Genomic DNA, 25,621 nt, shown 5'->3' with positions numbered 1-25,621 from the left:
AGAATTTACATACCAACGTGTCAGATATGACACAAAAAAGCCGCGTTAAACGCGGCAATGATGGGCTAATAGTTATATATTTTCCTGTTTCAATGCATCGATAATGTTCTCTTTTTTCACTTTTGAGCTTGAATATAACATGGCTGCGCTAACGATGATAAACACTGCCAAAATGACACACAAGATACTCATCCACGGAAGTGTGAATCCATAAGAGAAGCTGCTCATCATTGATCTATAGATCAAGTACATAATAACGATACTAATCGGAAGCCCATATAGTAGTGACTTTATTCCATAAAAAACACTTTCGTAATTAATCATTTTATTAAAACCATTTGGTGTCATCCCCACAGACTTCAGCATTGCGAACTCTCTTTTACGAAGGGATATGCTGGTTGATATCGTATTAAAAATATTCGCAATTGATATTAAAGTAATCAAAGCAATAAAACCATAGGTGAAAATAGACATTAACATGATCATCTGCTCACTATTTTGTCTATTTTGATACACATTTTGAACATAGATATTCCGCTCTTTCATTTCCTCTATGGCTTGTTGTGTCGCTAATGGGTTTGTGCTGTTCAAGTTAAGCCGGCTTTGAATATCTTTACTCATCGCATCATTTGTTAGTTTATCGAAAACTTGTTCAGAAACGATGATGTTAATTCCACCAACCATTGCTGAATGTACTCCCATTGGACGTTTATCAGTTAGAGCGACAATTTTTACAGGCGATAAATCCGTCTCTTTTTTGGTATCCCAATCCGTATAAATAAGCTCAAGCTTTTGGCCGACTTCAGAGTGAAACGCTTTGGTCTCAACAATTTTTTTGGCTTTCTCATCCTCAAAGGTAACCGTATCATTCACAATAGCAGTCATCTGATCAAGCTTCGTTAGTTGTTCATAATTTGTACCGACCGTTTCTGCATAGGTTTTCAAACTCTGTTCATTTAGTGCATAGATCTGAATATAGTAAGGATATTTCCCGTTCTTTAGAACACTCTTATCCACCTGCACAATCTCTTGCAATTCTTTTGCCATATTTTTCTCATCAATCCATGAACTCACACTAAGTTCTCTAGTCACATTATATTCCGTAATATTAGGTAATTTGGATATCGAGTTCGTCAACCGGTCCACTTTTTGAGCGTCCTCAGTCCCCATATATACTTGAATATCATAGTTCAAACCATCCTGTGAGAGTTCTACCGACCTTCTCATATTAGAAGTGAACGCTGATACAGATAAAAACAAAACAATACTAATGACAAGTGAGAACACGGTTGCTTGGTACCTGCGTTTATTTCTCTTTAAATTCTTTAAACCAATTTCTGCTTCAATACCAAACAATTTGCGCACGAACTTGGATGTTTTCACCGCTTTACCTGAGAGCTTAACATCGGTTGTTTGTCTGATCGCATCAATTGCCGAGATCTTTGAAGCCTTTCGGGCTGGAAGATAGGTGGATATAAAAATTGTCAGTATTGAAACTAAACAAGCGGTTAGTAGAGACAGAGGTGTAACAACCAACGTTAATCTTTCTGTTATCCCTAATACATCTTGAATCATCGAATTGATAAACATAAAAGTGATCCCGATGCCTGCTATTCCGCAAATGATCCCAATGGGAATACTAATTAAACCGATTATCATTCCTTCAAAAAATACTGAATTCTGCTTCTGCCACTTTGTAGCCCCTACACTGGAGAGCATCCCTAAATGACGTGCACGCTCCGAGACAGAGATCGCAAAAGCATTATAGATTAAAGAAACGGAACCAATGATAATCACAACCATAATAATTACTGACAATGAAAGAAGTGTGTTACGTAAGCCATCGTTATTCGTCACACCATAATAGCGGAGCAGACTATTATTATAAGAGATCGACTCGATCTTATTTTCTTTTGCCAATTCCTCTGCATGCTTGTATATGGAGCTGTCCACCTTTTTTAATACAACCGTCGCTGTGGTTTTTTCAGCTGCTCCAATCATGCTTTCATCCACATAACTTAAGGCAGTATAACCCGGAGACCATGTTGGTTCCCAAGTAGGACGTTTTATCACTCCCACAATCGTATAGTTCATTGATTTATTATGAATAATCTTTTCAAGCAGGGTATCCTCTTCAGTCCGTAATCGTTCATTCTGAGATAGGGGTTGGCCACTATTTTCATCATCGCTAGTGACACGTTCACCCACATCAAGCGTTAAAGTTTCACCAATCTTGTAAGAGACTTTTGCATTCTTTGCAATCTCCTCAGAAATGACTACTTCGTGGTTTGTCCTCGGGAGTCTACCTTCCAGCAGTTCAATCGGAAATTGTTTAAAACCAGCTGCATTATATTCCTTGATATACCAATAGGGTTTATTCTCATTCTTCCCACCCTCTAAAGGGGCGTAGCCACGATCGTTGGAGATCACTAGGGCTTTTGTCGCATCATCTGTTTCTATCGCTTTGAGCTGAGCTTTAGTAACATTTCTATATTGGACATGCCATTCTCCATTTGTAGAGATACTTTGCTTCTTCATTAATTCCATAAAAGAAAAACCTAACGTCGCCACAGCCGTTACCATAGCTACTGAAATGATGACTCCAATGATAGTAACCAATGTTCTTCGCTTATTCTGTTTCAAATGTCTTATAGTTAATTTGTTTACGATATTCACGGACGAATCACCTCATCTTTAGCGATCCTTCCGTCTTCAATAGTAATGACCCGATCTGCTTGCAAGGCAATACGTTCATCGTGAGTAATCACAATCAGTGTTTGATTATACGTTTTATTAAACATTTTTAATAATTCAATAATTTCACTGCTATTCTTGCTGTCTAGATTACCAGTTGGCTCATCTGCCAGCATAATTGCAGGGTTACTAATTAACGCTCTGCCTATGGATACCCGCTGCTGCTGTCCGCCTGATAGCTGATTCGGCAGATGGTTTAAGCGATTTTCCAAATTTAACGCCTTCACGGTATCTGCAAATTGCTTCTTATCCACTTTATGCTGATCGAGCAGCAACGGAAGTGTAATATTCTCTTCAACCGTCAGCACGGGTATAAGATTATAAAACTGATAAATCAGACCAATTTGTCTGCGCCTGAAGATCGCCAGCTGTGTTTCATTCAAATCATAAATATCCGTGTTATCTACAAATACTTTACCGCTTGTCGGTCTATCCACCCCACCTAATAAATGCAGAATAGTTGATTTTCCTGAGCCGGATGGTCCAATAATCGCTACGAATTCACCTTTTTTAATTGAAAAAGATACGTCATCCAGAGCCTTTACTGCGGTCTCGCCTTTACCATATGTTTTAGACAGATGTTCAATCTTTAAAATATCCATTGTTAGACCTCCGTTTGTTGATGAGATCAGTATATCTGTCTACAATGACTCTCCAGTGACTCTTAAGTGACATTCTAGTCACTAAGCCTTAAGTGTTAAATCACTTGCTTGTAAAATTTGATCCGAAATTGTGTACCCTTTCCTACTTCACTCACCACATCAATCGTTCCGTTTTGTTCAGTGATAATACTTTGCGCCAAGGCAAGTCCAATTCCAACGCTGTCTTCGTTTGCATTTGTACCCTTGTAGAATCGTTTGAAAATATAGGGGATCTCTGCCTTAGGAATTCCTTTGCCATTATCAGTAATGACAATTTCCGTGAACAGCGTGTTTTCTGCAAAAGAAATCGTAATCTCTCCCCCGGCAGGTGTATGCTCTACACAGTTTTTCAGAATATTAATCATCGCCTCAGTTGTCCAATTGTAATCGCCTATGAATGAGGTAGCGTCTTCACCTTCGATTAGGATCCGTTGCTCCTTAATATCCATTGGAATCAGTATGGGCTCCATAGATTTCTGAACAAGCTTCTTTACTTTTATTGAATCTTTTTTAAATTGAATGGTTCCGGCATCGATCTTTGAGAACTTTAATAATGAAGAAACCAGCCATCCAATCCGATCGAGCTGAAGGCTGATTTTCCGCGTAAATTCTATTCTTTTCTCAACGTCCAGTTCAGGGTCGCTTAATAAATCTGCCATCACGGTCATGGAGGTAAGTGGTGTTTTGAGCTGATGAGAGATGTCGGAGATCGCATTGGTAAGCTTTATTTTATCCTCCTGTAAAAGCAAACGCTGTTCCGATAACATCAATGTCACCTTATAAATATCATTTTTCAGGATACTAAGCTCGCCTTCCTGATTATCACGAACATCGAGCGTATAATTACCGCTACTAATTTGACGAAGATACCCTGAAAGCTTCTCAATTTCGCGGTATCTCCAGCGGGTAAATAATAAACAACAACCTATTAGCAGAACTGAAGTTACCGCCGTGATCCACATCGCCCCTGATGAAATAAATCCCGTTACTATAGTCGCTAGAAGGCTGATCGTAGTCATCGTTAGTAATAACCATCTAAATTCTCTGTTTCGTAACATCTAATCACCAACCTTATACCCTAAACCGCGTACTGTTTTGATCAATGTGGGCTCTTGCGGGTTATCCTCTAACTTTTCCCTTAAGCGTTTAATATACACAGACAATGTATTATCATTTACAAATTCTCCTGCGACATCCCAAATCCGCTCTAACAGCTGATTTCTGGAAAGGACTTGTCCCACATGATTAGCAAATATCAGAAGCAGACGATATTCTAATGCTGTTAGCAGAACTTCATCGCCGTTCTTATAAACTTTTCCTTCAAGCGTATTAATCCGTATATTCTCTAGTTCAAAATTAGATGGAGTCTGAGCCTGCTTGTTATATCTCCTTAACACCGATTTAATGCGTGATAACAGCTCACGAATCCGAAATGGCTTAGTTATGTAATCGTCTGCTCCCATATCAAGTCCCATCACTACATTAACCTCATCATCAATCGCAGTTAAAAAGATAACCGGAATATCACTCCGCTCCTTCACGATCTTACACAGATCATATCCGCTGCCATCCGGTAGAGAGAGATCAAAAATGCAAAGTGTTACTTCAGATAACCGCTCCGCTAACACCCTCCTAGCAGAGGTTGCATCATAACATAAAATAGTTTCAAAATGATCCTGCTGCAAGGAATATTCAAGTCCTGAAGCAATCGTTCTATCGTCCTCTACGAGCAATATTCTCATAATGTTCATCCTAACCTTTTAATTTGCGAAACCGTCATATTGAAAAAGCACTACACTTATATTGATGAATTTGCTGAAATCCTAAACGGAGAGCTAATTTTCGGGAAGCTTCATTATCTGATGAACAGTCCCAGTAAGGTGTAAAACCATTTGTAAGTATATCCTCCGCTACTAAGGCCGCTAAATGAGTCCCCACTCCTCTATTCTGATACTTGGAGAGAGTTTCAATTCCGATAGCATGAGTATCCTCCGTAACGAAACTAGAATAACACACACCCATAATCTCAGTTCCCTCAACAGCAGCATATCCATAGCCTTTTGCCCTAAAGTCTTCTTTCGATGACCAGAATAAATCAATATTGTCATGTACAAATTCTATATTCTTTAGATCTAAGTCCTCCCAGTCCAGCATTTTAAGATTTATAATTCTAATCGTATTATTAAGGGACTCAACGGGCTTGTGGAATAACTTGAACACCATTTGTTCAAAAGGATACAGCTTCCTAGAAGGAAACATCAATGCCAGATTCCATCCATTGTGTTGACCTGAGACTTCAAAATACTCCAGCCCAAGCTCTTTCATCCTCGGTGCAATATGACTGGATACATAACTATCTAAGCTTTTAATAAATAACTCATTGGTGTGATCGCCTATAATATAAAAGCCTTGCATCCCCTTACTCCATACCAACGCGCTTTTTGGTGTTACAAGTTGATCTACAAAGATCCAGCCCGGATTATTCCCCTCGATAATGGAGAGAATTTCAGGATGAATAGGAGCACCTGTAAGTAACGGTTTCACTTCATTAAAATCCTTTTGAGATAATTCAAGCATATGAACACTCCTCGCCAACAATTTATCTAAATAACTGATCAATACTTAAAAAGATTAAATCCCCTTTGTATATTCTATAAGATAATTCAGCAGATTGCTTATTATAAAATCCAATCCGGGTATCCTAAATAAAAAAGAATTGGACCCAATGCTTGACGCACAGGCCCAATCCTTTATTTGAAGTATCCTTAATGATCGAAATCAGCTTGCATTATTGACCTATCATACCACCGTCGACTGTATATAGAGAACCCGTTACGAATGAAGCCTCATCCGACAGAAGGAAGTTCATCACAGCGGCAACCTCTTGCGGTTCTCCGTAGCGTCCCATAGGTGTTGCAGCTTCGTTAGCTGCCTTGTATTCTTCTGCGCTTCCGAAATTATTCTCAATTTTACGCATCATTTGTGTATTGATCGTTCCTGGGAGTACCGCATTAACACGAATGCCTAGTGGTGCAAGCTCATTTGCAGCTACACGAGTCAGACCAATTACAGCATGCTTAGACATAATGTAAGGGGCCATGCCTGGTGCACCCATGAGTCCTGCCAGAGAAGAAGTGTTCAGAATAGCGCCTGAGTTTTGTTTTTTCATCACAGGAATTACATAATGTAGTCCAAGAAATACACCACGTACATTGACGTTATATACAAGATCAAGTGCTTTAACGTTAAGCTCTTCGATTTGACCTGCTGGACCTTCAATTCCGGCATTGTTTGCAAAATAATCAATGGTTCCAAATTTTTCTACCGCTTTATTAACATAATTCTGAACGTCTTCTTCATTAGAGACATCCGCAGCTACAGCTAAAGCGTTAGAGTCATTTAAGCCTAAATCTTGGATGACATTTTTTATCGCTTCTTCATTCAGATCGACAAGTACAAGATTCAGCTTACGATCAGAGAATCGACGGGCAAGCTCTTTACCGATTCCACCTGCAGCTCCAGTAATTACAGCAGTTTTTACATTTGATTCACTCATTGTATGTTCGCATCCTTTGTTATGAATTGGCTATATATTATAGTCTTAGGAGAAGGGATAACCTATCTCTATTACTAGAGTACACCCCATTAGTTAACCTATTCAATAATCAGAATTTTAAGTAATGTCGCCTAACCAACATACTTGCTCTCCGTGTTTACTTATGTCTAAATCTTGAACATTAGCTGATCTTTTGTTACTTTTAAAGTAAGAACTATAAATGAACGATAAAAAGATCATAGCTGGAGGTAGTTTTTTTGATACAGGAAGAACATGAAGACAGAAGAACCAGAAGAACACGCCAAGCTCTGAAATCTGCATTCGTCGAGCTAATATTGGAAAATAGTTATGATTCAGTTACGATATTAGACGTGACCAATCGAGCGGATTACAATCGAGGGACTTTTTATAAGCATTTTGAGAGTAAAGAGGCTTTGCTTAAGGAAATACATGATGAATTTCTACAGGGTATAGGTGAGGCGCTATTAGACCCTTATGAGGGATTGGAACGTATTGAGGCAACGGAGGTCTTCCCTTCCATTCTGCAGCTGTTCGAATATATTGAGGGGCATAAAGCGGAGTTTTTAGCCTTATCCGCAGTGGAACGAGGGAAAATGACTGTTGAACTGTTCGACCGTTTACGGGAATCCATGCGTGAGGATATGCGAATTGAGATAGAAGCTGATGCTGCTCCTGTGGATTATGAAATTATGTTGAGTTACCAAATGTCTGCTACAGTAGGTGTCATTATGCACTGGGCTGAAGTCAATTTCAAATATTCGGCGAGCTATATGGCAGAACAGTTAATTACACTGGTGAACAGCAAAATAGACCATATAGCTTTTATGAAAAAAACCAATGGGTAAGAAACGAATTGCAAGTGCCATATATAGGAACGAAATTTAAAAAAACCAGCGCATTGAGAGATGATCTCAAATGCTCTGGTTTTTAGTGTAGCAGTGCTCTACTCAGCGAATATCTTTTACTCGAATATTATTTCCTAACAGACTGGCATCACTACTTAATTTAAATGTAGGGTAATTCTCATCTGCTTCAAGTCGCATCTGTTCATCAAATAAAGATTCCTGTTGACGGTCCACAAAAAAAGTAAAAGGCTCTTTCTGAACTTCAATATCAGTAGCAAGGGGTTCACTAATGATCTGAATTACGATCACACCATTACAACCACAGCCCTCTGTATCGAAGAATAATTTAAAATAACCGGGTCGTTCCCCAAGGTTTTCATTCAACTTTTCTGTAGTTAGAGAGTTCAATTGTATGAACATTGGACGATTTGCTCCTTATTTATAATTGAATTTCTACTTTCACAAAGTATAGATTGATTTGCTTTCACCCTCGTGTGACTGCCATCACTTCTATTTTGACAAACATGAGTCTGAGAATAAATTAAGCCGACTTTTGAGTCTCACGGGCACCACCTAGCTTAAACACTAGAATACCACCAACAATCACGAGTACTCCGACCAACTGCTTCCAGGTGAAAGGAACCTTTTCAAGCCCTAACCAGCCTAGGGAATCCCACAATAAAGCAAACCCAAGCTGAGAGATTAATACGATCGAGATCGCATAGGTTGGCCCAAGACGTTTGGTGCCTTGCACGAGACAGATTACTACACCCACCCCGATCAATCCGCTGATCCAGTACCAAGGCTCCATATTTCGCAAAGTAAATATCCGGCCGCCTTCAAAGATAAGACTCATAATAAAGGAAGCCAGAAAACCCAACCCTAATACTAACGTCGTTGTGGCCCAAGATCCCACCTTTTGATTAACCTTCGTATTGAAAATATTTTGTAAACTAACGAATGAACCCGCGACAAGCGCTAATATTAACCCTAAAATCATAACGTAACTCCTCCAGTTGTTGATTGTATTCTCAGAATTTCAAAATCACTACTCCAGCAATCATCAACCCTATTCCAATAAACTGTGGGAGTCTCATTTGTCGTTTTTCCATCCCAAACCAGCCTTTAATATCAATTAAAAAGGTCAAGCATAGCTGTGCAATGAGCAATGTCGATATAGTAAAAGTAACGCCAATCTGTTGAATGGCAGTGACTTCACTGAAAATAACGACTGCGGCAAAAGATCCGCCAAATAGATATAATGGTTTTACTTCTTTTAATCCTTGCCATTTTCCATCTCTAACAAATAAGAGGATTAGTAAAGACATGATAAATCCTGTTAACTGTGTAATTGTCGCAGCTTGCCAAGTCCCAATATCTTGACTAATTCGAGCATTAGATACTCCTTGCAGAGTGATACAAGCCCCCGCTAAAAACGCAAATATAATTCCTCTCATTTCTCTCTCTCCTCAACTTCGATCTCTTACATATTAAAAAGCAATTCAGGCCTTTAAAAAAGGACATCTGTCCTAAACCAAAATAAACGATGTTGTTGCCCCTATAAGCCTTTGGTATATTTTCAAAAAAAAGACCGCCTCAAGCCATCTCTTAGGCTTAAAACGGGCTTTCAGAACTTTAAATTGTAGATTAGGAAAGTAATTTATGCTCATGCAATTGATCAAAAATGATCTGTGTAACAACTGAAACACGATTTCGATCCTTATAAGATAACCAGGATAACTCCTCAATTTCCGACGCAGGACTGAGTGTACCTTCAAAATCCGCGATATAACATGTCATTTTAACTATGACGCCTTCAGCTTTACCGTGAGCTTCCGCTTCAAAGGTTCCAAAATAGGAGATGGTTTCTGGTTTAATACGAACAGAGATCTCTTCCTCGATTTCACGCACGAGCGTCTCCTCGTCTGTTTCTCCAGCTTCTCTTTTTCCTCCAGGCAAATAATAGGTATCTTTCCCTTTGGAACGCGCACACAAAACTTGTCCATTCTGAATATGAATCCATGCAACTTTATCAATGATTGTAGTCATACAGTTCTCCCCATATTTTTTTCTAATCATTATATCATACAGCCAAGACCATCTATTTATACAACGTCTATATTTGATTTTTGTATGTGCAGCTTAGCTTTGGCCTGAGGTACATGATGAAGCAAATAGTACGCAGCAAGAGAAAGAAGTGTTACTCCCCCTGCAACCTCATACATCATTCGGTAATCCGTATAAGAAGCAATTAAACCCATGAAATACGAGCCCGCTCCATAACCCAAATCAAATAACAAGAAAAAGGTCCCATTCGCACTACCTCTACGATCTTTAGCCGCTAATTTAAGCGCAAGAGTCTGGAAACATGGCATAAGTGCACCATATCCAATTCCCATAATGACACCAGACATCATTAACATCAAACCAGACCGAGCTTGACTTAAACTAAGCAATCCAACGGCGAAGATTAGAATTCCGGGATAGATGAGAATATGCTCATTATATTTATCGAATACTTTACCTATAACCGGGCGAAACAATACAATCATAATTGCAAAAGCCACAAAAAAATAACCAGTAAGCTGTGATTGATGAATTTCTTTCGTAAAAGAAGCTATAAATCCAGACAATGAGCTATAGGAAAAAGCAAGTGTAAATCCGACAAGTGAAATCGGCAAGGCTTTTGGCTCGATTACGTCTCTCCAGCGGAGCCCTTTTCGCGTCTTCGCAGGTTCCTTATCAGCTTCAATAACGTTAGCCGGAAACTACTATGCTATGCATTTTTAGTTATACCAAGATGATTGTAAAGCGTACATATCTGCATAAATCCCTTTATTATTTATTAAGTCTTGATGCTGCCCCACTTCAGCTATACTTCCATTATCAATAACATAGATCGTATCCACATTTTTCGCCCAGCCCAGTCTATGTGAAATGAAGATCGCAGCTTTATCTTGGCAGATATCTAATAATTGTGTATAGATCTGCATCTCAGCATTCGGATCAATCGCAGAAGTAGGTTCGTCAAACACTATAAGATCCGCATCATTATATAATGCACGCGCTATCGCCAGCTTTTGCCACTGTCCGCCTGAGAGCTGCCTGCTTCCTTCAAGCATTTGACCTAACCTTACATCTAGTCCTCCTAATTCGTAAAACAAATCTATCAGCTCACATTTTTCTAGAATACTTAGTATTTTCACATCGTCCGGCGAAGATTTGGCATCACCCAACAGGATGTTTTCTCTTAGTGTCATTTCGAATTTAATAGAATGCTGGTACACGACGGATACTTTACCTTGAGGTTCTGGACTGTCTTTCCAGTATATAGATCCAGAACTAGCAGTGTACTGCCCTAATAACAATTTGATCAAGGTAGACTTTCCTGCTCCATTTTCTCCAACGATGGCTATTTTCTCACCGGGCTTTATGACCATATTGATGTTAGATAAAACATACTTACTGGATTTGGCGTATTTAAAATAAACATTTGAAACGGTAATCGGAAGCATAGCTTCAGAGCTGTTATTGATATTATTTTTTCGGAAATCTCTATTTTTATAGGTAAGCACTTCATTTAAGTCATATAATTTACTGCTGCTGATGTAAAGCTTGCTTAGCGGCCAGGTCAAACTCATGATTTTACCACCACAAGTTAACAATGCCAGAAATAATACTGAGATTGTCCCCACAGTAACTGTATTTGACTCCCCCATTTTACTTAACAGATAGACCAATACGATAAAAATAGCACTCGTCTGAACCATAGCCACAATCATCCCTGTTTTGATTTCGAATTTCCTCGCACTATACCTTTTATCATGCTGCTTCTTCATAAGCTTTGCCCAGAGATCCGTAAAATAGGAGATAGAGTTATAGATTCGCATTTCCCTAATCGCATTAGGATCTTCCAAAGTTACAGCTAGATAATCCCCCATTCTTCCGTCAAAAGTAAGCTCTCGCCCTGTTCTTCTAACTTTAATCTCAGTAAACATTCGAAAAGATAAAGTAGATACGATCATTAAACCCACCACCAGTGTGACTAAAAAAAATCCACTTGTAGCCGATAACCAGATGATACTTATAAGTCCTGAGATATTCCCTACACTGGACACCAAAAAACCAGTAATTCCCTCTAAATCTTCTCCAACTATTGTTTTAGCTCTTTGCAGCTTGTTCCCAAACTCTTCATCATCAAAATCCTCAAAGTCAACTTGGTTTGCAATATCTATCAGCTCGGATTGGAAAGCGAGAGTTAGTTCCGCGTTCATTCGACTTTTCATTATGTTGGTTATACTCAATGAACAGGCTTGTACTCCATGAATTAAAACAAACCATAGAATCGGAAGAAAGGTTATCGCACCAGCAGCTACTGCATTAATGATATGAACTTGAACAGAATACGAGTAAAAAGTTAATAATCCATTGATTATAGGAACTATGATCGTTATTGTTGAGATTACGGGACTTTTTCCAATCATCCGTGCCAGTATCGTTAAAATATTCTTAAGGTCTCTTCTCAGCAGAATCTCTCCTTTCTCAGCCATATAAAGAGGACTGGCGGTTAAACATTCCCCTGTACTTACCATCCAACTTCATTAATTCTTCATGTGTTCCACTTTCAACGATTTCTCCACGCTCAAACAGAAAAATTCTATCAACGAATTTGGACATATATAGCCGATGTGTCACAATAATAGAGGTCTGCTGCTCTGCTAATTTCATAAAGGTTTCAAACGCCTGCTGTTCCGCGTAAGGATCGAGGGCTGCAGTAGGTTCATCAAAAATCGTAAGCGAGCCGTTGTTGAGGTAAGCACGTGCAATCGCAAGTCTTTGCCATTGTCCACCAGACAGATCGATCCCCCCAAACTGTGGACCTACTAAAGTGTCCAACGCAACACCATAAGAATCGGCTTCTGCTTTTCTCATCGCAGCTAATAATCTTGAATCGTCATACATGGCAGCAATATTCCCCATGGCTATGTTTTCTCGAATTGGTCTATGTAATTTAGTGAAATCCTGAAATACAACTCTCACACCCTTTGTGACGTTATGAGCCAGAACTTCCTGCTCTCCATTAAACCACTGGATGTTTCCCGCTGTTGGATGATATAACCCTGCTATTAGCTTGATGAGCGTGGATTTTCCTGAACCATTCTCACCTACAAAAGCAACTCGTTCACCACGTTTGAGGGTCATGTTTATATTTTTAAGCGTGTCCTGTGCATTGGTTGCATAACGATAATTCAACTGCTGAATTGTGATCTGCATCGCATCGGTATTCCTTATGGAATCTTCCGGATCTCTTTGAACTTGCTCTTCAAGTTCCAAATACGCACTATACTCATTGAAGCGCAAGCGACTTTTGGTCAGATCAGAATACATCCTTGTTAGTGCAGGAATGACAATAAATAATTGACTAGATATCTGAAGTAATAATACGAAAAGTCCGGCGCTCTGCCCGCTACCTCCAAGCGTAATTGCTAAAATAGCAATCGTAAGCCCGTTTAATAAAGTCATTATTATACTTTGGGAGAAGCTTAAGATCTCAGATAAAATAACTTTTCGGTGCATTTGTTTGAAATTTCCATTGAAGATCTCTTTCATTGTGGTAACCAAGTAGGAGGACATTCCGTACATTCTTACTTCCGGGAGGGTATTTCTACTAACCAGCAAATCAACGATATAATTAATCATTCGTACAGAGGAGGTTTGATTCGCTGAAATGGCCTCTACTTTCCGAGACATCCATCTAATGAGGTAAAGCTGCAGAATTTGTACAACTAAAATGAACACTGCCAAGATATAAAAGCCATAACAGGATAGGACTACGATTAGTGCGATTAATGTTATAAAGTGGATTGTCACTCCGGTCCATTGATCTAATAAATCGATCAGGGAAAGCCGTTTTGCTTTTTCTCTAATCGTTTTTGTTGCAGGGTCTTCCAAGGAAGCCGTCGATAATTTAGAGGTCTTAGCCAAAATACTATGTTCCAGTTCATAAATACTGGTTGCCGTTAAATTGGTTACAGAAATGGCTCGAAGAGAACCATTGATGCCAGCCAGATATAAAATTAACATCAGTGAACTTACCAATAGTAAGATATGTAGGTAGGCGTTAGGCGTGAAGTTCTGAATGAGGTCAACCACATATTTTGTTATGAATAGCTCTGCAAATAGAATTGGTGGGCTCAGCAGGTTAGTGATAAAATATAAAAGTGAGTTTCTTTTGTCTTTTACATAGAGTAGTTTTACAACGTAGAGAAAGTCAGGCAGATAGCATCTCTCCTTAAGTGTATATTTTTCACTGAAAACTCTTTCATTTTTAGACGTGGAATCTGATTATAACGTTAATTGTTTATAATTGGAAGAAGTAATTTCGAGATTACCAAATTATAGGAGTGTGAATTCATGAAACTTCAATTCAACTTATTCCCAGGCGGATTATCTAAGGCGCTCACTATGAGCTATGATGACGGCCAGAAACACGATATCCGCTTGGCTGGTATTTTTGATCAATATGGAATCAAAGGGACCTTCCATTTAAATAGTGCAATGATCAATGCACCTGGGTTCTTATCGCCCGCTGATGTTAAGCATTCGCTCAGGAATCATGAAGTGTCCGCCCATTCCGTTACTCACCCACATCTAGAGCGTCTTCCTTTACCGATGGTAATTGAAGAGCTGTTCGAAGACCGTAAACGACTGGAAAAGCTGGTGGATTATCCAGTGCGAGGCATGTCCTATCCCTACGGTACATACTCACAGGAGATAATTGCACCACTTCAGTCCGTTGGAATTGAATACAGCCGCACTGTTCACTCTACCAAACAATTTGATATGCCACTTAATTTCATGGAATGGCATCCAACCTGCCACCATATTGAAGATCTGCATCAGGTTTGGGAGCGATTCACAATGGAAGGACCCTCCCAGAAACTAAGACTCTGTTATGTTTGGGGCCATAGCTATGAGTTCGCACAGCAGAACAATTGGGAGCTAATCGAAACCTTTTGCCAACAAGCAGGTGGACATTCAGATATTTGGTACGCAACTAATATTGAGATTTATGATTATGTCACTGCCCTCTATTCACTGAAATTAAGTGCCGACAAAACGATTATCCGCAACAATTCTGCCATAGATGTTTGGGTATCTATAAATGATCAACCCGTTCAGATTAAGGGTGGAAGTATGATGACAACGAAATAATCATAAATACATAAAAAAGAGCGATGTTCAACATCGCTCTTTTTTTGTACTAATTATATTGATGTGATTCCGAATTATTTCGCTTGAAGTGTATATGTCACTGTTTTTGCTTTTTCCTCAAGGATTGGCGTATAGGTGAATGTCAGCACATTCCCCTTACGGCTTTTCATCCCTAACATTCTGCTCAGAATGTATTGATCTCTGCCATCATTTACTTTATCCCATTCTTTACGATCCTCACTAGTAATCAGTTGTTCACTGAGATTGACGATTTCTCCTGTACTGCTGTAGACAATATATAATTGAGTTGTATCTAATAAGCGAACGAGTGCCACATCCTCCGCGGCGTACGCCACTATGAAATCACCGGTTGCCCCGGTTAATTTCTCCATCTCAAACAGCTTGCCCAAACCGCCATCCTTAGTAATATACTGAACGTTCTTCCCATCGGTCATATACACCTGAGTGGAGGGCACTTGAGGCGCATGAGGATAAGCAGAGATCATATAATGATAATCCATTTGCTTAATTATTGTACCTGCTTGAACTAGTACCTGATAGCTGTTGCTGAAATCATTAAACATTGCATAGTGATTGTCCGTTAACTGGAGTAAGTCCGTGCCATTTCCAAGTTTTTTAATCTCAAATCCATGATTGTAAGCTGACTCCTTAAGGGGTAGTTGGCCAATAATTACTGGTTTCCCAGCTGCCGTAGCCCTGTAATATAAATTAGCGTTTTTTTGAGATATCCAATAGGATCTACCTTCTACAGAAGCAGCAACAAATCTAGATTCATCTACGATTTGGATAACCCCATCCGTTTTATTAAGCGCGGTTTTACCCCCAAGTACACTGACTGCAGAGACCAAGGGCATGTACAATGAACCTTTTATGATACGCGGAGATTTTGTTAATGCCATCGCTGCCCCATTCACTTTTGACGTTGCAGCACCCGCGGTGAAGATGACTTCACGCTCTGGACGTACCAGCTTGGCCATTTTGGACTTTTGATCCCACGATAACGTATAACCCATAGCATCTGCAAGTGATTTCAAGGGTACAAAAGTTGTATTCTCCGCGATGACTTGTTTACTGCTGATTCCAATTTCTTTATAGTTAAATTGAATTTGCTTGTCTGCTTGCGCAGATACCGGTCCATATCCAGTACTTAAAATCAAAACGGCAAAGATCCCTAGTGTTACCTTCCATTTATTCATTTCTATCCGTCTCCTTCGACATTATAATCATATGTTATTAGACGGAAGATAATGGAAAAAGTTTCATCTCACCCTCTAGCAAACTCATAAAATGCCAAAGCATCCTCCCAAGTTGGGAATCCTGCTTGCGCCAGTTTATCGCTGCCCCCGCCTTTACCATTATAGCTGCCTAGATGAGCTTTGAAAAAAGCTCCACAGGAAATCTCCGTGCTCCCATTCTGCGCAAACACAACCTTATTCTCCGCAGAAGTAGCTAATAATACAGTAAGATCACATTTCGAAGTCAGCTTATTAGCTAAGCTCTGTAGATCTTTTAGCGATTTATCCTCAAAAACTTGTGCGATCATCTTTCCCCCTTGCTCATTTAAAAGCTCTTGCACAACATAATCATCATTTTTTTCTTTAAGCAGATTAATTTCAGCTTGCAGCAGCTTTTGTTCATTTTCCCATTTTTCAATTCGATCAATAATCTCATCTTTGCCTGTGTTGAATTTGGAAGATAGTGTACCAAGGATTCGCTGACTAGTATTAAATTCCTCTAAAGCACGATATCCACATTTAAAATAAATCCGCGTGTTCGCTTTTATTTTCTCAGCTTTCAAAAGCTTAATCATTCCAATTTCACCCGTTGAGGACACATGTGTCCCCCCACAAGCGTTGTATTCAACATCTTTGATCTCAACAATCCGGATGTTCTCTGTCACTTTTGGCTGTTTAACCAATTTAAGCTGTGAAGCCTCTTCCCCTGTTACGAAATAGCTGAGAATATTGTGATTTAAGTAAATCTGCCGATTAACTTCTCTCTCTATGGAGTACAGTTGATCAGCAGACAGTTCTGGCACTTCTATATCAACAGTGCAATAGTCCTCACCTAGATGAAAGCTTAAGGTCATAAAGTTATGTTTTTCTAGACAAACCGCTGAGAGCAAATGCTGGCCACTATGCTGCTGCATATGGTCAAATCTTCTATTCCAATCGATCTGACAAGTTACCGACTCCCCATTAGGTAAACGTTCCAGCTTATGCAGTACAAGCTCTTCCTCACTGATTACATCAAGCACAGGAATTCCCTGAATAGCTCCAAGATCACAGGGTTGTCCACCACCATGCGGATAAAAAGCCGTCTCCTCTAAAAGAACATAAAGACCATCTTCTCGTTCTATGGTTTCAGTCACACGGGTTTGCCAATCAGTCAGGTATGTAGAATTGTAGTATAGTTTGTTGGTCATAAATGGTTTCCTCTCTTTTTTACGTTATCGACATATTAAGTTTATAGTATCATAACGGATAGTGTGAATCTTATTATTTCAAAAAAACCAGCTCCACGCAAAAACTGCGTAGAACTGGTATTAGGATAATTAACAAGAACAAGTAGCATCTTTTAAATTTCTAATGGCAATTGCATTTAGTCGAAGCGCTTCTACTATTGAGTCTCTTACTGCTAACAATTCAAATCTTTCACGACTGCCAATAGGCAACCTGCAAAGAATGGCTTCAATTCTTTTAAGACTTTCTTTCAGAATCACTCTTTGCTTACGCAATGCGTTCAAAGCTCTTTGAATTTTTCTCTTCTCTGCAGCAGTCATAAACTACCACCTCTTTTCGATTGTGATAGTATATGAGATGCTTATTCCCCCTTATTTGCTTGTACAATCCGGAAACCAAATAACTATATTTACTCTTTTTTGCTAGCTTCCATGATAGGAACGGACCAGTCTACATTAGTATACATTCGATTGTTTATCGTGCGCACTAATTGAAGCTGCTCGGGAATTTGTGTAAGGCCATCGGCACGGAATTGGAAATATTTCTTTTGATTATTTGACTGAGACTCGATAAATTCAATATAACCATCTTTCCATCCTGCCCCTTTGGTAGTAAGAGCTCCTTGTCCAGTGAGTTTGTACTCCTTGCCATCTAGTGTCTTAAATATCCATTCACTATTTATAAACTCATTTCTCAATCTTCCTCTAAAATGTAATACCCCCTCCTTCGCTGATACATTGTTATCGGGAGACGATTCCACTGTAAAATCATTTAACATCAGTTTATCCCCGTCAAATGCAAAGGGAATCGGATGTTCTTTCAACTTGGCAGGCTCAAATTGCACACTAGAACCATCCTTCTCTGGGATGAAATATCCATCCAATACGAAAGTATAAGGCGTATCCTGCGGTAAATATTTAAAAGTATAGCTCCAGTGCATAAGTCCCTTTGTTGCCCCGGGAAGGTTAGAGTAGGACATAACGCTATTCTTATTAGGAAACTTTCTAGCATTAACACTGTGAATCTCTTCGCCTGCTATATCCTCGAAATGGAATTTCAAGCCCTGTTGCTTCCATAGTTCGCCTGGAGAACGGGTCATTGCCTCTTCACTCAATTGCGTATCAAACTCAAAACGAACACCTTGCACCATATGAGTTAATTTTTTCAAGGTCACAGTTAAACCGTCCGGGGAGGTGTAGCTACCCGTTAGTGGCATGGAGGTCGTTTGTTTATTCGCTTCTGTCATATCCATCGAAAAATTGAAATTCCAATCGCCTTTAAGAGTAGGGATATTCTTGCGTTCACTTCCCAATTCAGTAATATGACCTTCGACCGTAATTCGATCAGTTTGCAGAGGTTCTGTGAAATTAGCGATCAAATAGTAAAAGTCACTGGTAAATCCTATATCGTATAACTCCCCAACAACCTTCCCTTGATCATCCTTAATCGCAATACTGTTCCCATCATTAAGGACCAAGCGTTTTTTATCATGCTTTCCATCCGGTCCAAACAACTGTAACGCAACAATTACCCGTGTAGGATCTGCCACCGCTTCATCTATTTTGATAGTGTAGCCCTTATTCTTCACCTTAATATTAGGATGTTCTACTAACCCAAATTCTTGTGCTCGTAGAAGGCCAATGTCCATGTTGTTTTTTACAAAAAGAGAACGTAAAGTCTCTGCCAGTGTAGGAACGGAATATAAGATCACGGCACTTAGCACAACCAGTAACAACGCCGCACCCATAAATAATCTCAGCAACTTATTGCGCTTCGGATGCTTGCGATTCCTTTGTGTTGGAGTAAATTCCTCTAGCTCTACTTGTTCCAAAGAAGCCATTACTTGAGCAGTAAATGAATCTGGTAAGCGCTCTTCATACATAGCCTGCGACCATTCTGCTTGTTCTTCAAGCTCTGCTTCGTAGATCATATTACATTGCGTACAAGCTGCCATATGTTCAGCTACGGCTTGATCTCGTAAGATAGATTTGCTTAAAATATATTCTTCGATCTCATAGGAATTTAAGCACCTCATCGGTCTTCACCTCCTGGAGTGTAATTAGCTGCTTCAAACGCTGTTTAGCCCGGTATAAATCATTTTGAATCTTGCTTAATGGAACATCTAGAACCATACACATTTCTTCATAGCTTAAATCATTGGTATAACGAAGCAGTAAAGCCGTACGATAATTAGAAGGGAGCTTCTGCATCAGGTGTTGCAGCTCTGTGCGATACTCCGATCGCATTAATTCTTCTTCTGGATTATCCGAAAGAGAATGCTCGGCATTGTCGTCCGGCAAACTCGCTGTCGGTCGGTCTTTTTTCCACAAATCCTTCAGTAAATTAGTCGCGATAGCATATAGCCACGCCGCAAAATTCTTATCCAAATCATGTGAGGCCAGCTTGCGGTAAGCTTTAATAAACGTCTCCTGCGTTATGTCTTGTGCATCTTGATGATTGGCCCCCATTCCTCGCAAAAGCCCATAAATTTTATTCTTATATCGATTTACAAGATACGAATAGTCTTCTTTATGTCCATCGAGAACATTTTGGATCCATAGCCTCTCATCCTCTTTTTCAACTTTCGGTACATGTCCCTTCACCTTGAAGCCTCCTTGAAGCACGATACTATATAGACGGTCCCTATTTAAAAAACTCTCACTTTATACAAAAAAAAGTAGATCTTCAAATAAAACGAAGACCTACTGTGTAATCTACCGATTGCGTTTTAGAACAAAATACAACAATTGATCACGAAGTTCAGCGTCCTGCTCAAACCCTAATCGTTCTAGCAGCATTATGGATCTAACATTCTCTGGCTCAACTGTAGCGTCAATACTAGTAAACCCCAATTTCAAGAATCCCAAATCAATAATCTCTTTCATCACTTCGTACATGTAGCCTTTGCCCCAGAACGCTCTGGATAAGTCATAGCCTACCTCTGCTGTAAATTCATTACCTACTCTTCTTAAATAATGATATCCGCAGGTGCCGATAAACTCATTATTCGCTTTTTCAAACATACCCCATCTACAACCCAAATCCTCCAAATGATACTGAATGATTTCTTCAGCTTCTATGAGGTCTTTGCAGGGCTCAATGTCCATATATCTAGTTACTTCTTCATCAGAAAAATGTCTAAATACTACATTTGCATCCTCTAGATTTAAAATCCGCAATTCAATTCTTGCTGTATGCAACGCAGGAAACACAACACTTTGATTGTTCAACTTAACACCTTCTAGTTCTAAAGCCATAGAATCATTGAAGCGCTAAAGAAACCACTTTACTCCAATAAATTAACTCTTCATCTCTACCATATGCCCCGATACATTGAAAACCTAAAGGCATGTTATTTATAGAGGCAGCTGGAATACTCACCGCAGGCGCTCCAGCATATGACCAAATGGCCGTCATTCCGGTCCATCCGGTTCGTGAACCCCACAGCGGAGCTGTTCCTGCCTGAGCCGGCGAAACCCACAGATCAATCCCCTGTGACTTCTGCACATCTAATAGATCATTTCTGAGCTTGATTTGTCCGCTACGGTATCCTTCCAGTTCTTCCTCAGTGATGGTTCGTCCAGATAAAATAGCCTGCCGTACGGTATCATCATAAAGATCTTTATAAATATCAAATAGTGAATGATGGACTTGCGCCATTTCTCCGTAAACAAACCGCACCATAGCCTCTCCGTAGATAAAGCTATCTTCCCACGGCATTGCAACTGTTTTTATGCTGAACCCTGCTTCCTCAAGCTTCTTAAGCTGCTTCTGAAAGGTTATCTTGGTGTCATCCTCCAATAATGTCATGTATACACCTTCGGGTATCCCTAGTACAGGTTTACGAGCTTCATTAAATGGTTTCCATTCTGTTACTAGCTCCGCGGCGAGAAAGTCCATACCCTCCATATCCTGAGTGAAAAATCCAAACGTATCAAAAGATGGCGACAGCAATCGGACACCATCTATAGGGATACGCGCATAGCCGGGTTTAAAGCCGACCACTCCGCAAAATGAAGCAGGTGCCATAACAGAACGCAAGGTTTGTGTACCTATCGCAAATGGACAGATGCCCGCGGCAACCGCAGCAGCAGAGCCTGCACTAGAGCCGCCAGGCGTATGATCCAGCTGATGAGGATTACGGGTCGTGATAGGTCCGGCATAAGCAAATTCCTCCGTCACTGTTTTGCCGGTGAACCAAACCCCTTTTTGCCGAAGCTTTTGAATAAAACTGCCCTCAGACTTCGTCAAAGCTTGTGGGGGGAGGTTCGACCCTGCACAGGTAGGCAACCCGTCTAAGTGAATTAAATCTTTGATTCCAACAGGTATTCCATATAGCGATGGTTTAGGAAATTCCGAATACTTCTCTCTTACCCTAGACACTTCATTTTTTATTCTATCTGCTCGGTTCTCCTCTGGCACAAAAGCACGCACGTGTGGTTCTACCTTATCGTAAAGATCTAAATATTGAGTAAGATATCTATCCATGGTCACATCTGAGGTCTTATTGCCCTGAGCAAACTGAGCTAATGAAGATTTATTAATGTACATGTCTGATTGGAGCCCTCCTTAATATTCACCTAAACCAGGAAACCTTTCGAAGAATATTGTATTAATTTGGAACATCTTCATGTTACTAGTTAATCTTATCTATGGCTATACTTTAGTTCTCTATTTCTATTTTCATCCACAATATTGATTACACGATCCACCCACCCTTGATAAAATTGCTCCTCATGAGAAACTAGAATCACTGTACCTTTAAATTGGATTAAAGCATTCTGTAAAGCATCTTTTGTTTCGGCATCTAAGTGATTGGTGGGCTCGTCTAAGATTAAGAAATTACATGCTGTAAGCAATAAAAGACACAGCTTAACTTTGGATTGTTCGCCACCGCTGAGTGTACGGATAGGCTGTGTAACGTGACTATCTTTTACAACACATAATGCTAGATGACGACGTATTTCCTTAATAGTCAATTTTGGATAAAACGATGAGACGATTTCTATAGGTGTCATGTTATCGTTTTCCCAAATTAAATCTTGCTCATAGTAACCAATAGAGACTTGTTCGGCAAAGCGGAACGCTCCGGCAACACAGGGGATTTGGCCAACTAATGTTTTCAGCAATGTTGATTTTCCGATCCCGTTAAAGCCTGTTATGACTATCTTTTGTCCTCCTCATATCGAAAATGTTAATTTTGGCAGCAGCGGCTTATCGTAACCAACCACAAGATGGTCTACTCTAAGCGCAACTTGTGCATTAACAGAAAGCTCTTGAAAACGGATAGATGCTTTAGTGACAAACGTCGGTGCAGCGATTCTCTCCATACGATCCAGCTGCTTCTGACGGCCACGGGCAATTCTAGAATTAACACCAGCACCATTTTTCCGGATATATTGCTCAGTGGCTTCAATTTTTTTCTGCTGTGCATGGTACTGCCGGATATGGCTCTCGCGAAAATGCTCCTTCTGTCTCAAAAAATCAGCATATTTGCCATGATATTTTTTAATCGTTTCCCCTTCAATATCGCAAATGCTTGTTGATATTTTATCGAGAAAAGTATAGTTATGAGAGACCACAATGAAGGCTTGATCGAACGCTATCAGATATTCAGCAAGCCAGTTAATATGCGTGGTGTCGAGATAATTGGTGGGCTCGTCGAGCAATAACACATCAGGTTGTTCAAGCAACAGCTTTGCCAATATAACTTTGGTTCGCTGCCCCCCACTAAGCTGATCAATAGGACGGTCCATCCCCATTGCATTTAATCCTAGCCCCGTAACCACTTTACTGATATTGCTCTCGATAGAATAATAGTCGAGCGCCTCAAGTCGTTCCTGAAGGTCTGCTGCCTTCTGCAAAAGCACTTCATTGCCAGTAACAGCACATTCCGCATAAAGTGCATTCATCTTTTCTTCCATTTCGTATAATTCAGTGAACGCTCTCCTTAAATAACTTTGAACGGTACTTGACCCATCAATAACCGCGTATTGATCAAGATGACCTATTTTGATATTAGGCTGCCATTTAATCGTTCCACCATCAGGAATCACCTCGCCCGTCAGAATACCAATCAATGTGCTTTTCCCTGTTCCATTCTGACCCACTACACCTACATGCTCCCCTTTGTAGACTTCCAAAGCAACCTGTTTATACAGCACTTTATCTCCAAAAGCATGTGATAAATTAGAAACCTCAAGTAAACTCATTTGCTTTCCTCTTTTCTATAATTGTTTTTAAGCACAAAAAAAAGCAGAAGACACCGCGCCCTTGGGCGCAAGCCTTCTGCTTATTAGTGCACGAATAGACGGCACAAATAGATAATTGTCAGTTTAGAAACTGAACATTATAAACACAAAAGGCTGTAGACGAAAATTGTCTACAGCCTCTTAATCATTAACATCGGAAGATGGCGTAATCAAATAAGCATGAATAATCATACTAAAATGACCTAGCTATCTTTCGATGATATAAAAAGCGATCCGCTTTTCGATTAAGCTCCGGACAACGTTTCATCGTTTGTATCCGATTGTTCGGAGCAGCTTCTGGTATATAATTTTTCAGTTTCCACATGAATCATGTTGAACCATCCCTTCGTTTGGCTACATTTTAAATCGTGTACCCGCACTTGTCAACCATCATCCGAGAGGTCCTCTTATTTTTTGCGGGTGCGATTGACCGTACCGATCCTAGTCCCTTGAGGAATTGTAATAAACTGGCTCTTCGATACACCAATAAGCTGTGAAGTATAAATACTACTATGTCCGGAGAATAAATAACTCACCACACAAGCGATAAACATGTATATGGCTCCTTCCGAACCAAACAGCTCGATCCCCATTAAAAAGCAAGCGATAGGCGTGCTAGTAGCTCCACAGAAGACAGCAATAAAACCAAGGGCAGCTAAAAAGGGTCCATACACATGTAATATTCCAGCCAAAGCATTGCCTAGTGTGCCACCAATCGCAAATAACGGAGTAACCTCACCACCCTGAAATCCTGTTCCTAAGGTAAAGGCAGTAAAGACCAACTTCCATAAAAAGGCAAACGGTGAGACATTTCCCTCAAAAGAATCCTTGATTAATGGAATTCCGAGGCCTAAGTAATCACGAGACCCTACAAGGAATACTAAGGCAATGATAATTAATCCACCTACTGCACCTTTTATCATTGGATTGCTTATCATGGCGGTGAAGATTCTTTTTAGAAAATGAGTCAGTTCACTGAAAAGCATACTCACGAGACCAAAAATTACAGAGGCCAATACCACTTTTAGAATAATCATTAAACTTAAGGCTGGAAATTCATTCACTACATAGTGCGTATGATGAACACCCCACAATCGAGTGGTGACCAGATCACCAACAAAACTAGCCACAAAACATGGAAGTAATGCCTGTTGACTAATAAGTCCAATGGTTACTACCTCTAGACCAAACAAAGTTCCTGCTAGTGGAGTGCCGAATATAGATCCAAAACCACCGCTAATTCCGCACATTAACAATATTTTGCGATCCATAGGACTGATTTTAATCAGCTTTCCGAACCATTCCGCAAGGCTTCCGCCCATTTGAACAGCTGTCCCTTCACGCCCAGCGGATCCACCGAATAAGTGGGTTACTAATGTTCCGAACAACACCAATGGAGCCATTCTCAAAGGTATAGTCTCTTGGCCGTCTTGAATTTGTTCTATAATAAGGTTATTACCTTTAGCGCTGTTTTTTCCGTAACGCATATATAAGAAACTAACGAGTACTCCCCCAAGAGGCAACAAATAAAGTAGCCACGGATGCTCTAAACGTACATCTGTAACGTAATCCAAGCTTTTCAGAAAAAAAGCAGAGGCAGTGCCGGATAAAATGCCAACCACACTACCAAGCACAATCCATTTGATAAAAGTACTCCAAAGTGCAAAATAACTTCGCTTCTTAGTGATTTCAAACCATCGGGCAGACCATGGATTCATCTCGACAGCTCCTAAGGACAAAATAAATTAGTCACAACAATAAAACAGACCCCTACCAGGGAAGCTCACACTGGTAGGAGTCATTAGTCTCAGAGAGACAGTTATGGCGAACTCCATCGCCCTTTATAAAACTTAAA

General features: G+C 39.9%; 23 protein-coding genes, 1 pseudogene and 1 riboswitch. Of the genes and pseudogenes, 2 read left to right on the top strand and 22 right to left on the bottom strand.

What is annotated here, in order from left to right:
* Positions 1-72 precede the first annotated feature (72 nt).
* From MKZ09_RS16790 to MKZ09_RS16765, 6 genes are all read right to left on the bottom strand, one after another.
* Positions 73-2,676 carry an ABC transporter permease gene (locus MKZ09_RS16790; RefSeq protein WP_076204087.1) on the bottom strand — a complete coding sequence of 868 codons (2,604 nt, stop codon included), beginning with the start codon at positions 2,674-2,676 and terminating at the stop codon, positions 73-75.
* Positions 2,673-3,356, bottom strand: coding sequence for an ABC transporter ATP-binding protein (locus MKZ09_RS16785; RefSeq protein ID WP_076125806.1), 684 nt, complete (start codon positions 3,354-3,356; stop codon positions 2,673-2,675). Before MKZ09_RS16785 ends, MKZ09_RS16790 begins: the two co-directional genes overlap by 4 nt.
* Positions 3,357-3,451: 95 nt before the next feature.
* Entirely contained in the window at positions 3,452-4,453 is a 1,002-nt protein-coding gene (locus tag MKZ09_RS16780) for a sensor histidine kinase (RefSeq protein ID WP_076204089.1), read from the bottom strand.
* On the bottom strand, positions 4,454-5,137 hold the full coding sequence (locus MKZ09_RS16775) for a response regulator transcription factor (protein ID WP_076125811.1): 684 nt from the start codon (positions 5,135-5,137) through the stop codon (positions 4,454-4,456).
* A 34-nt stretch (positions 5,138-5,171) separates the two neighbouring features.
* Entirely contained in the window at positions 5,172-5,972 is an 801-nt protein-coding gene (locus MKZ09_RS16770; protein ID WP_076134961.1) for a GNAT family N-acetyltransferase, read from the bottom strand.
* 211 nt (positions 5,973-6,183) lie between these two features.
* Entirely contained in the window at positions 6,184-6,951 is a 768-nt protein-coding gene (locus tag MKZ09_RS16765) for an SDR family NAD(P)-dependent oxidoreductase (protein ID WP_076204091.1), read from the bottom strand.
* Between the two features lie 257 nt (positions 6,952-7,208).
* On the opposite strand from MKZ09_RS16765, the gene MKZ09_RS16760 reads away from it, so the two are divergent.
* A complete protein-coding gene (locus MKZ09_RS16760) occupies positions 7,209-7,817 on the top strand; it encodes a TetR/AcrR family transcriptional regulator (RefSeq protein ID WP_076134965.1) in 609 nt (202 codons plus the stop codon).
* 102 nt (positions 7,818-7,919) lie between these two features.
* Here MKZ09_RS16760 and MKZ09_RS16755 read toward each other — a convergent pair whose 3' ends face one another.
* The 7 genes from MKZ09_RS16755 to MKZ09_RS16725 all read right to left on the bottom strand — a co-directional run bounded on the left by MKZ09_RS16755 (position 7,920) and on the right by MKZ09_RS16725 (position 13,901).
* Positions 7,920-8,237, bottom strand: coding sequence for an iron-sulfur cluster biosynthesis family protein (locus MKZ09_RS16755; RefSeq protein ID WP_076134966.1), 318 nt, complete (start codon positions 8,235-8,237; stop codon positions 7,920-7,922).
* A 121-nt stretch (positions 8,238-8,358) separates the two neighbouring features.
* Positions 8,359-8,817: a DMT family transporter gene (locus MKZ09_RS16750; RefSeq protein WP_076125820.1), complete on the bottom strand. Its 459-nt coding sequence runs from the start codon at positions 8,815-8,817 to the stop codon at positions 8,359-8,361.
* A 31-nt stretch (positions 8,818-8,848) separates the two neighbouring features.
* Positions 8,849-9,274, bottom strand: coding sequence for a DMT family transporter (locus MKZ09_RS16745; protein ID WP_076134967.1), 426 nt, complete (start codon positions 9,272-9,274; stop codon positions 8,849-8,851).
* Between the two features lie 190 nt (positions 9,275-9,464).
* Positions 9,465-9,866, bottom strand: a complete 402-nt coding sequence (locus tag MKZ09_RS16740; protein ID WP_076204093.1) for an NUDIX hydrolase — start codon at positions 9,864-9,866, stop codon at positions 9,465-9,467.
* Between the two features lie 56 nt (positions 9,867-9,922).
* A complete protein-coding gene (locus MKZ09_RS16735) occupies positions 9,923-10,498 on the bottom strand; it encodes an MFS transporter (RefSeq protein ID WP_076134971.1) in 576 nt (191 codons plus the stop codon).
* Positions 10,499-10,603: 105 nt separating this feature from the next.
* The gene (locus tag MKZ09_RS16730; RefSeq protein ID WP_076204095.1) at positions 10,604-12,367 is read right to left on the bottom strand and encodes an ATP-binding cassette domain-containing protein; all 1,764 of its coding nucleotides are present in this window, start codon (positions 12,365-12,367) and stop codon (positions 10,604-10,606) included.
* Complete coding sequence (locus tag MKZ09_RS16725) at positions 12,360-13,901, bottom strand: ABC transporter ATP-binding protein (RefSeq protein ID WP_076204098.1); 1,542 nt, start codon at positions 13,899-13,901, stop codon at positions 12,360-12,362. Before MKZ09_RS16725 ends, MKZ09_RS16730 begins: the two co-directional genes overlap by 8 nt.
* Positions 13,902-14,231: 330 nt before the next feature.
* Between MKZ09_RS16725 and MKZ09_RS16720 the strand changes: the two genes are divergently transcribed.
* The gene (locus MKZ09_RS16720) at positions 14,232-15,032 is read left to right on the top strand and encodes a polysaccharide deacetylase family protein (protein ID WP_076125834.1); all 801 of its coding nucleotides are present in this window, start codon (positions 14,232-14,234) and stop codon (positions 15,030-15,032) included.
* A gap of 74 nt (positions 15,033-15,106) precedes the next feature.
* Here the strand turns inward: MKZ09_RS16720 and MKZ09_RS16715 are convergent, their stop codons facing one another.
* The 9 genes and pseudogenes from MKZ09_RS16715 to MKZ09_RS16675 all read right to left on the bottom strand — a co-directional run bounded on the left by MKZ09_RS16715 (position 15,107) and on the right by MKZ09_RS16675 (position 25,484).
* Positions 15,107-16,249, bottom strand: coding sequence for a copper amine oxidase N-terminal domain-containing protein (locus MKZ09_RS16715; protein WP_076204100.1), 1,143 nt, complete (start codon positions 16,247-16,249; stop codon positions 15,107-15,109).
* A 68-nt stretch (positions 16,250-16,317) separates the two neighbouring features.
* Complete coding sequence (locus MKZ09_RS16710) at positions 16,318-17,478, bottom strand: alanyl-tRNA editing protein (RefSeq protein ID WP_076204102.1); 1,161 nt, start codon at positions 17,476-17,478, stop codon at positions 16,318-16,320.
* A 129-nt stretch (positions 17,479-17,607) separates the two neighbouring features.
* Positions 17,608-17,835 (bottom strand): hypothetical protein, encoded by a 228-nt coding sequence (locus MKZ09_RS16705; RefSeq protein WP_036678084.1) that lies wholly within the window; start codon positions 17,833-17,835, stop codon positions 17,608-17,610.
* An 89-nt stretch (positions 17,836-17,924) separates the two neighbouring features.
* A complete protein-coding gene (locus MKZ09_RS16700; protein WP_076204105.1) occupies positions 17,925-19,550 on the bottom strand; it encodes a DUF4179 domain-containing protein in 1,626 nt (541 codons plus the stop codon).
* A complete protein-coding gene (locus MKZ09_RS16695) occupies positions 19,528-20,118 on the bottom strand; it encodes an RNA polymerase sigma factor (RefSeq protein ID WP_076204109.1) in 591 nt (196 codons plus the stop codon). Before MKZ09_RS16695 ends, MKZ09_RS16700 begins: the two co-directional genes overlap by 23 nt.
* A gap of 111 nt (positions 20,119-20,229) precedes the next feature.
* A complete protein-coding gene (locus tag MKZ09_RS16690) occupies positions 20,230-20,745 on the bottom strand; it encodes a GNAT family N-acetyltransferase (protein WP_341041068.1) in 516 nt (171 codons plus the stop codon).
* A gap of 31 nt (positions 20,746-20,776) precedes the next feature.
* Complete coding sequence (locus MKZ09_RS16685; RefSeq protein WP_076204115.1) at positions 20,777-22,066, bottom strand: amidase family protein; 1,290 nt, start codon at positions 22,064-22,066, stop codon at positions 20,777-20,779.
* A 95-nt stretch (positions 22,067-22,161) separates the two neighbouring features.
* Positions 22,162-23,727: pseudogene (locus tag MKZ09_RS16680) on the bottom strand (ABC-F family ATP-binding cassette domain-containing protein).
* 446 nt (positions 23,728-24,173) lie between these two features.
* Entirely contained in the window at positions 24,174-25,484 is a 1,311-nt protein-coding gene (locus MKZ09_RS16675) for a voltage-gated chloride channel family protein (RefSeq protein ID WP_076204119.1), read from the bottom strand.
* Between the two features lie 67 nt (positions 25,485-25,551).
* Positions 25,552-25,614, bottom strand: a riboswitch (Fluoride riboswitch).
* Positions 25,615-25,621: the final 7 nt, after the last annotated feature.

Source organism: Paenibacillus sp. FSL R5-0908, assembly GCF_038006245.1.
Taxonomy (GTDB): domain Bacteria; phylum Bacillota; class Bacilli; order Paenibacillales; family Paenibacillaceae; genus Paenibacillus_AQ; species Paenibacillus_AQ odorifer.
This window is presented reverse-complemented; position numbering and strand designations above follow the sequence as displayed.

Coding starts and splice junctions, on each gene's coding strand:
- MKZ09_RS16780 (WP_076204089.1), bottom strand. CDS start 4,453: ATGTTACGAAACAGAGAATTTAGATGGTTATTACTAACGATGACTACG.
- MKZ09_RS16750 (WP_076125820.1), bottom strand. CDS start 8,817: ATGATTTTAGGGTTAATATTAGCGCTTGTCGCGGGTTCATTCGTTAGT.
- MKZ09_RS16785 (WP_076125806.1), bottom strand. CDS start 3,356: ATGGATATTTTAAAGATTGAACATCTGTCTAAAACATATGGTAAAGGC.
- MKZ09_RS16720 (WP_076125834.1), top strand. CDS start 14,232: ATGAAACTTCAATTCAACTTATTCCCAGGCGGATTATCTAAGGCGCTC.
- MKZ09_RS16770 (WP_076134961.1), bottom strand. CDS start 5,972: ATGCTTGAATTATCTCAAAAGGATTTTAATGAAGTGAAACCGTTACTT.
- MKZ09_RS16740 (WP_076204093.1), bottom strand. CDS start 9,866: ATGACTACAATCATTGATAAAGTTGCATGGATTCATATTCAGAATGGA.
- MKZ09_RS16700 (WP_076204105.1), bottom strand. CDS start 19,550: ATGAGGTGCTTAAATTCCTATGAGATCGAAGAATATATTTTAAGCAAA.
- MKZ09_RS16710 (WP_076204102.1), bottom strand. CDS start 17,478: ATGACCAACAAACTATACTACAATTCTACATACCTGACTGATTGGCAA.
- MKZ09_RS16725 (WP_076204098.1), bottom strand. CDS start 13,901: ATGTTAATTTTATATCTGGCTGGCATCAATGGTTCTCTTCGAGCCATT.
- MKZ09_RS16705 (WP_036678084.1), bottom strand. CDS start 17,835: ATGACTGCTGCAGAGAAGAGAAAAATTCAAAGAGCTTTGAACGCATTG.
- MKZ09_RS16755 (WP_076134966.1), bottom strand. CDS start 8,237: ATGTTCATACAATTGAACTCTCTAACTACAGAAAAGTTGAATGAAAAC.
- MKZ09_RS16685 (WP_076204115.1), bottom strand. CDS start 22,066: ATGTACATTAATAAATCTTCATTAGCTCAGTTTGCTCAGGGCAATAAG.
- MKZ09_RS16775 (WP_076125811.1), bottom strand. CDS start 5,137: ATGAGAATATTGCTCGTAGAGGACGATAGAACGATTGCTTCAGGACTT.
- MKZ09_RS16765 (WP_076204091.1), bottom strand. CDS start 6,951: ATGAGTGAATCAAATGTAAAAACTGCTGTAATTACTGGAGCTGCAGGT.
- MKZ09_RS16745 (WP_076134967.1), bottom strand. CDS start 9,274: ATGAGAGGAATTATATTTGCGTTTTTAGCGGGGGCTTGTATCACTCTG.
- MKZ09_RS16730 (WP_076204095.1), bottom strand. CDS start 12,367: ATGGCTGAGAAAGGAGAGATTCTGCTGAGAAGAGACCTTAAGAATATT.
- MKZ09_RS16675 (WP_076204119.1), bottom strand. CDS start 25,484: ATGAATCCATGGTCTGCCCGATGGTTTGAAATCACTAAGAAGCGAAGT.
- MKZ09_RS16715 (WP_076204100.1), bottom strand. CDS start 16,249: ATGAATAAATGGAAGGTAACACTAGGGATCTTTGCCGTTTTGATTTTA.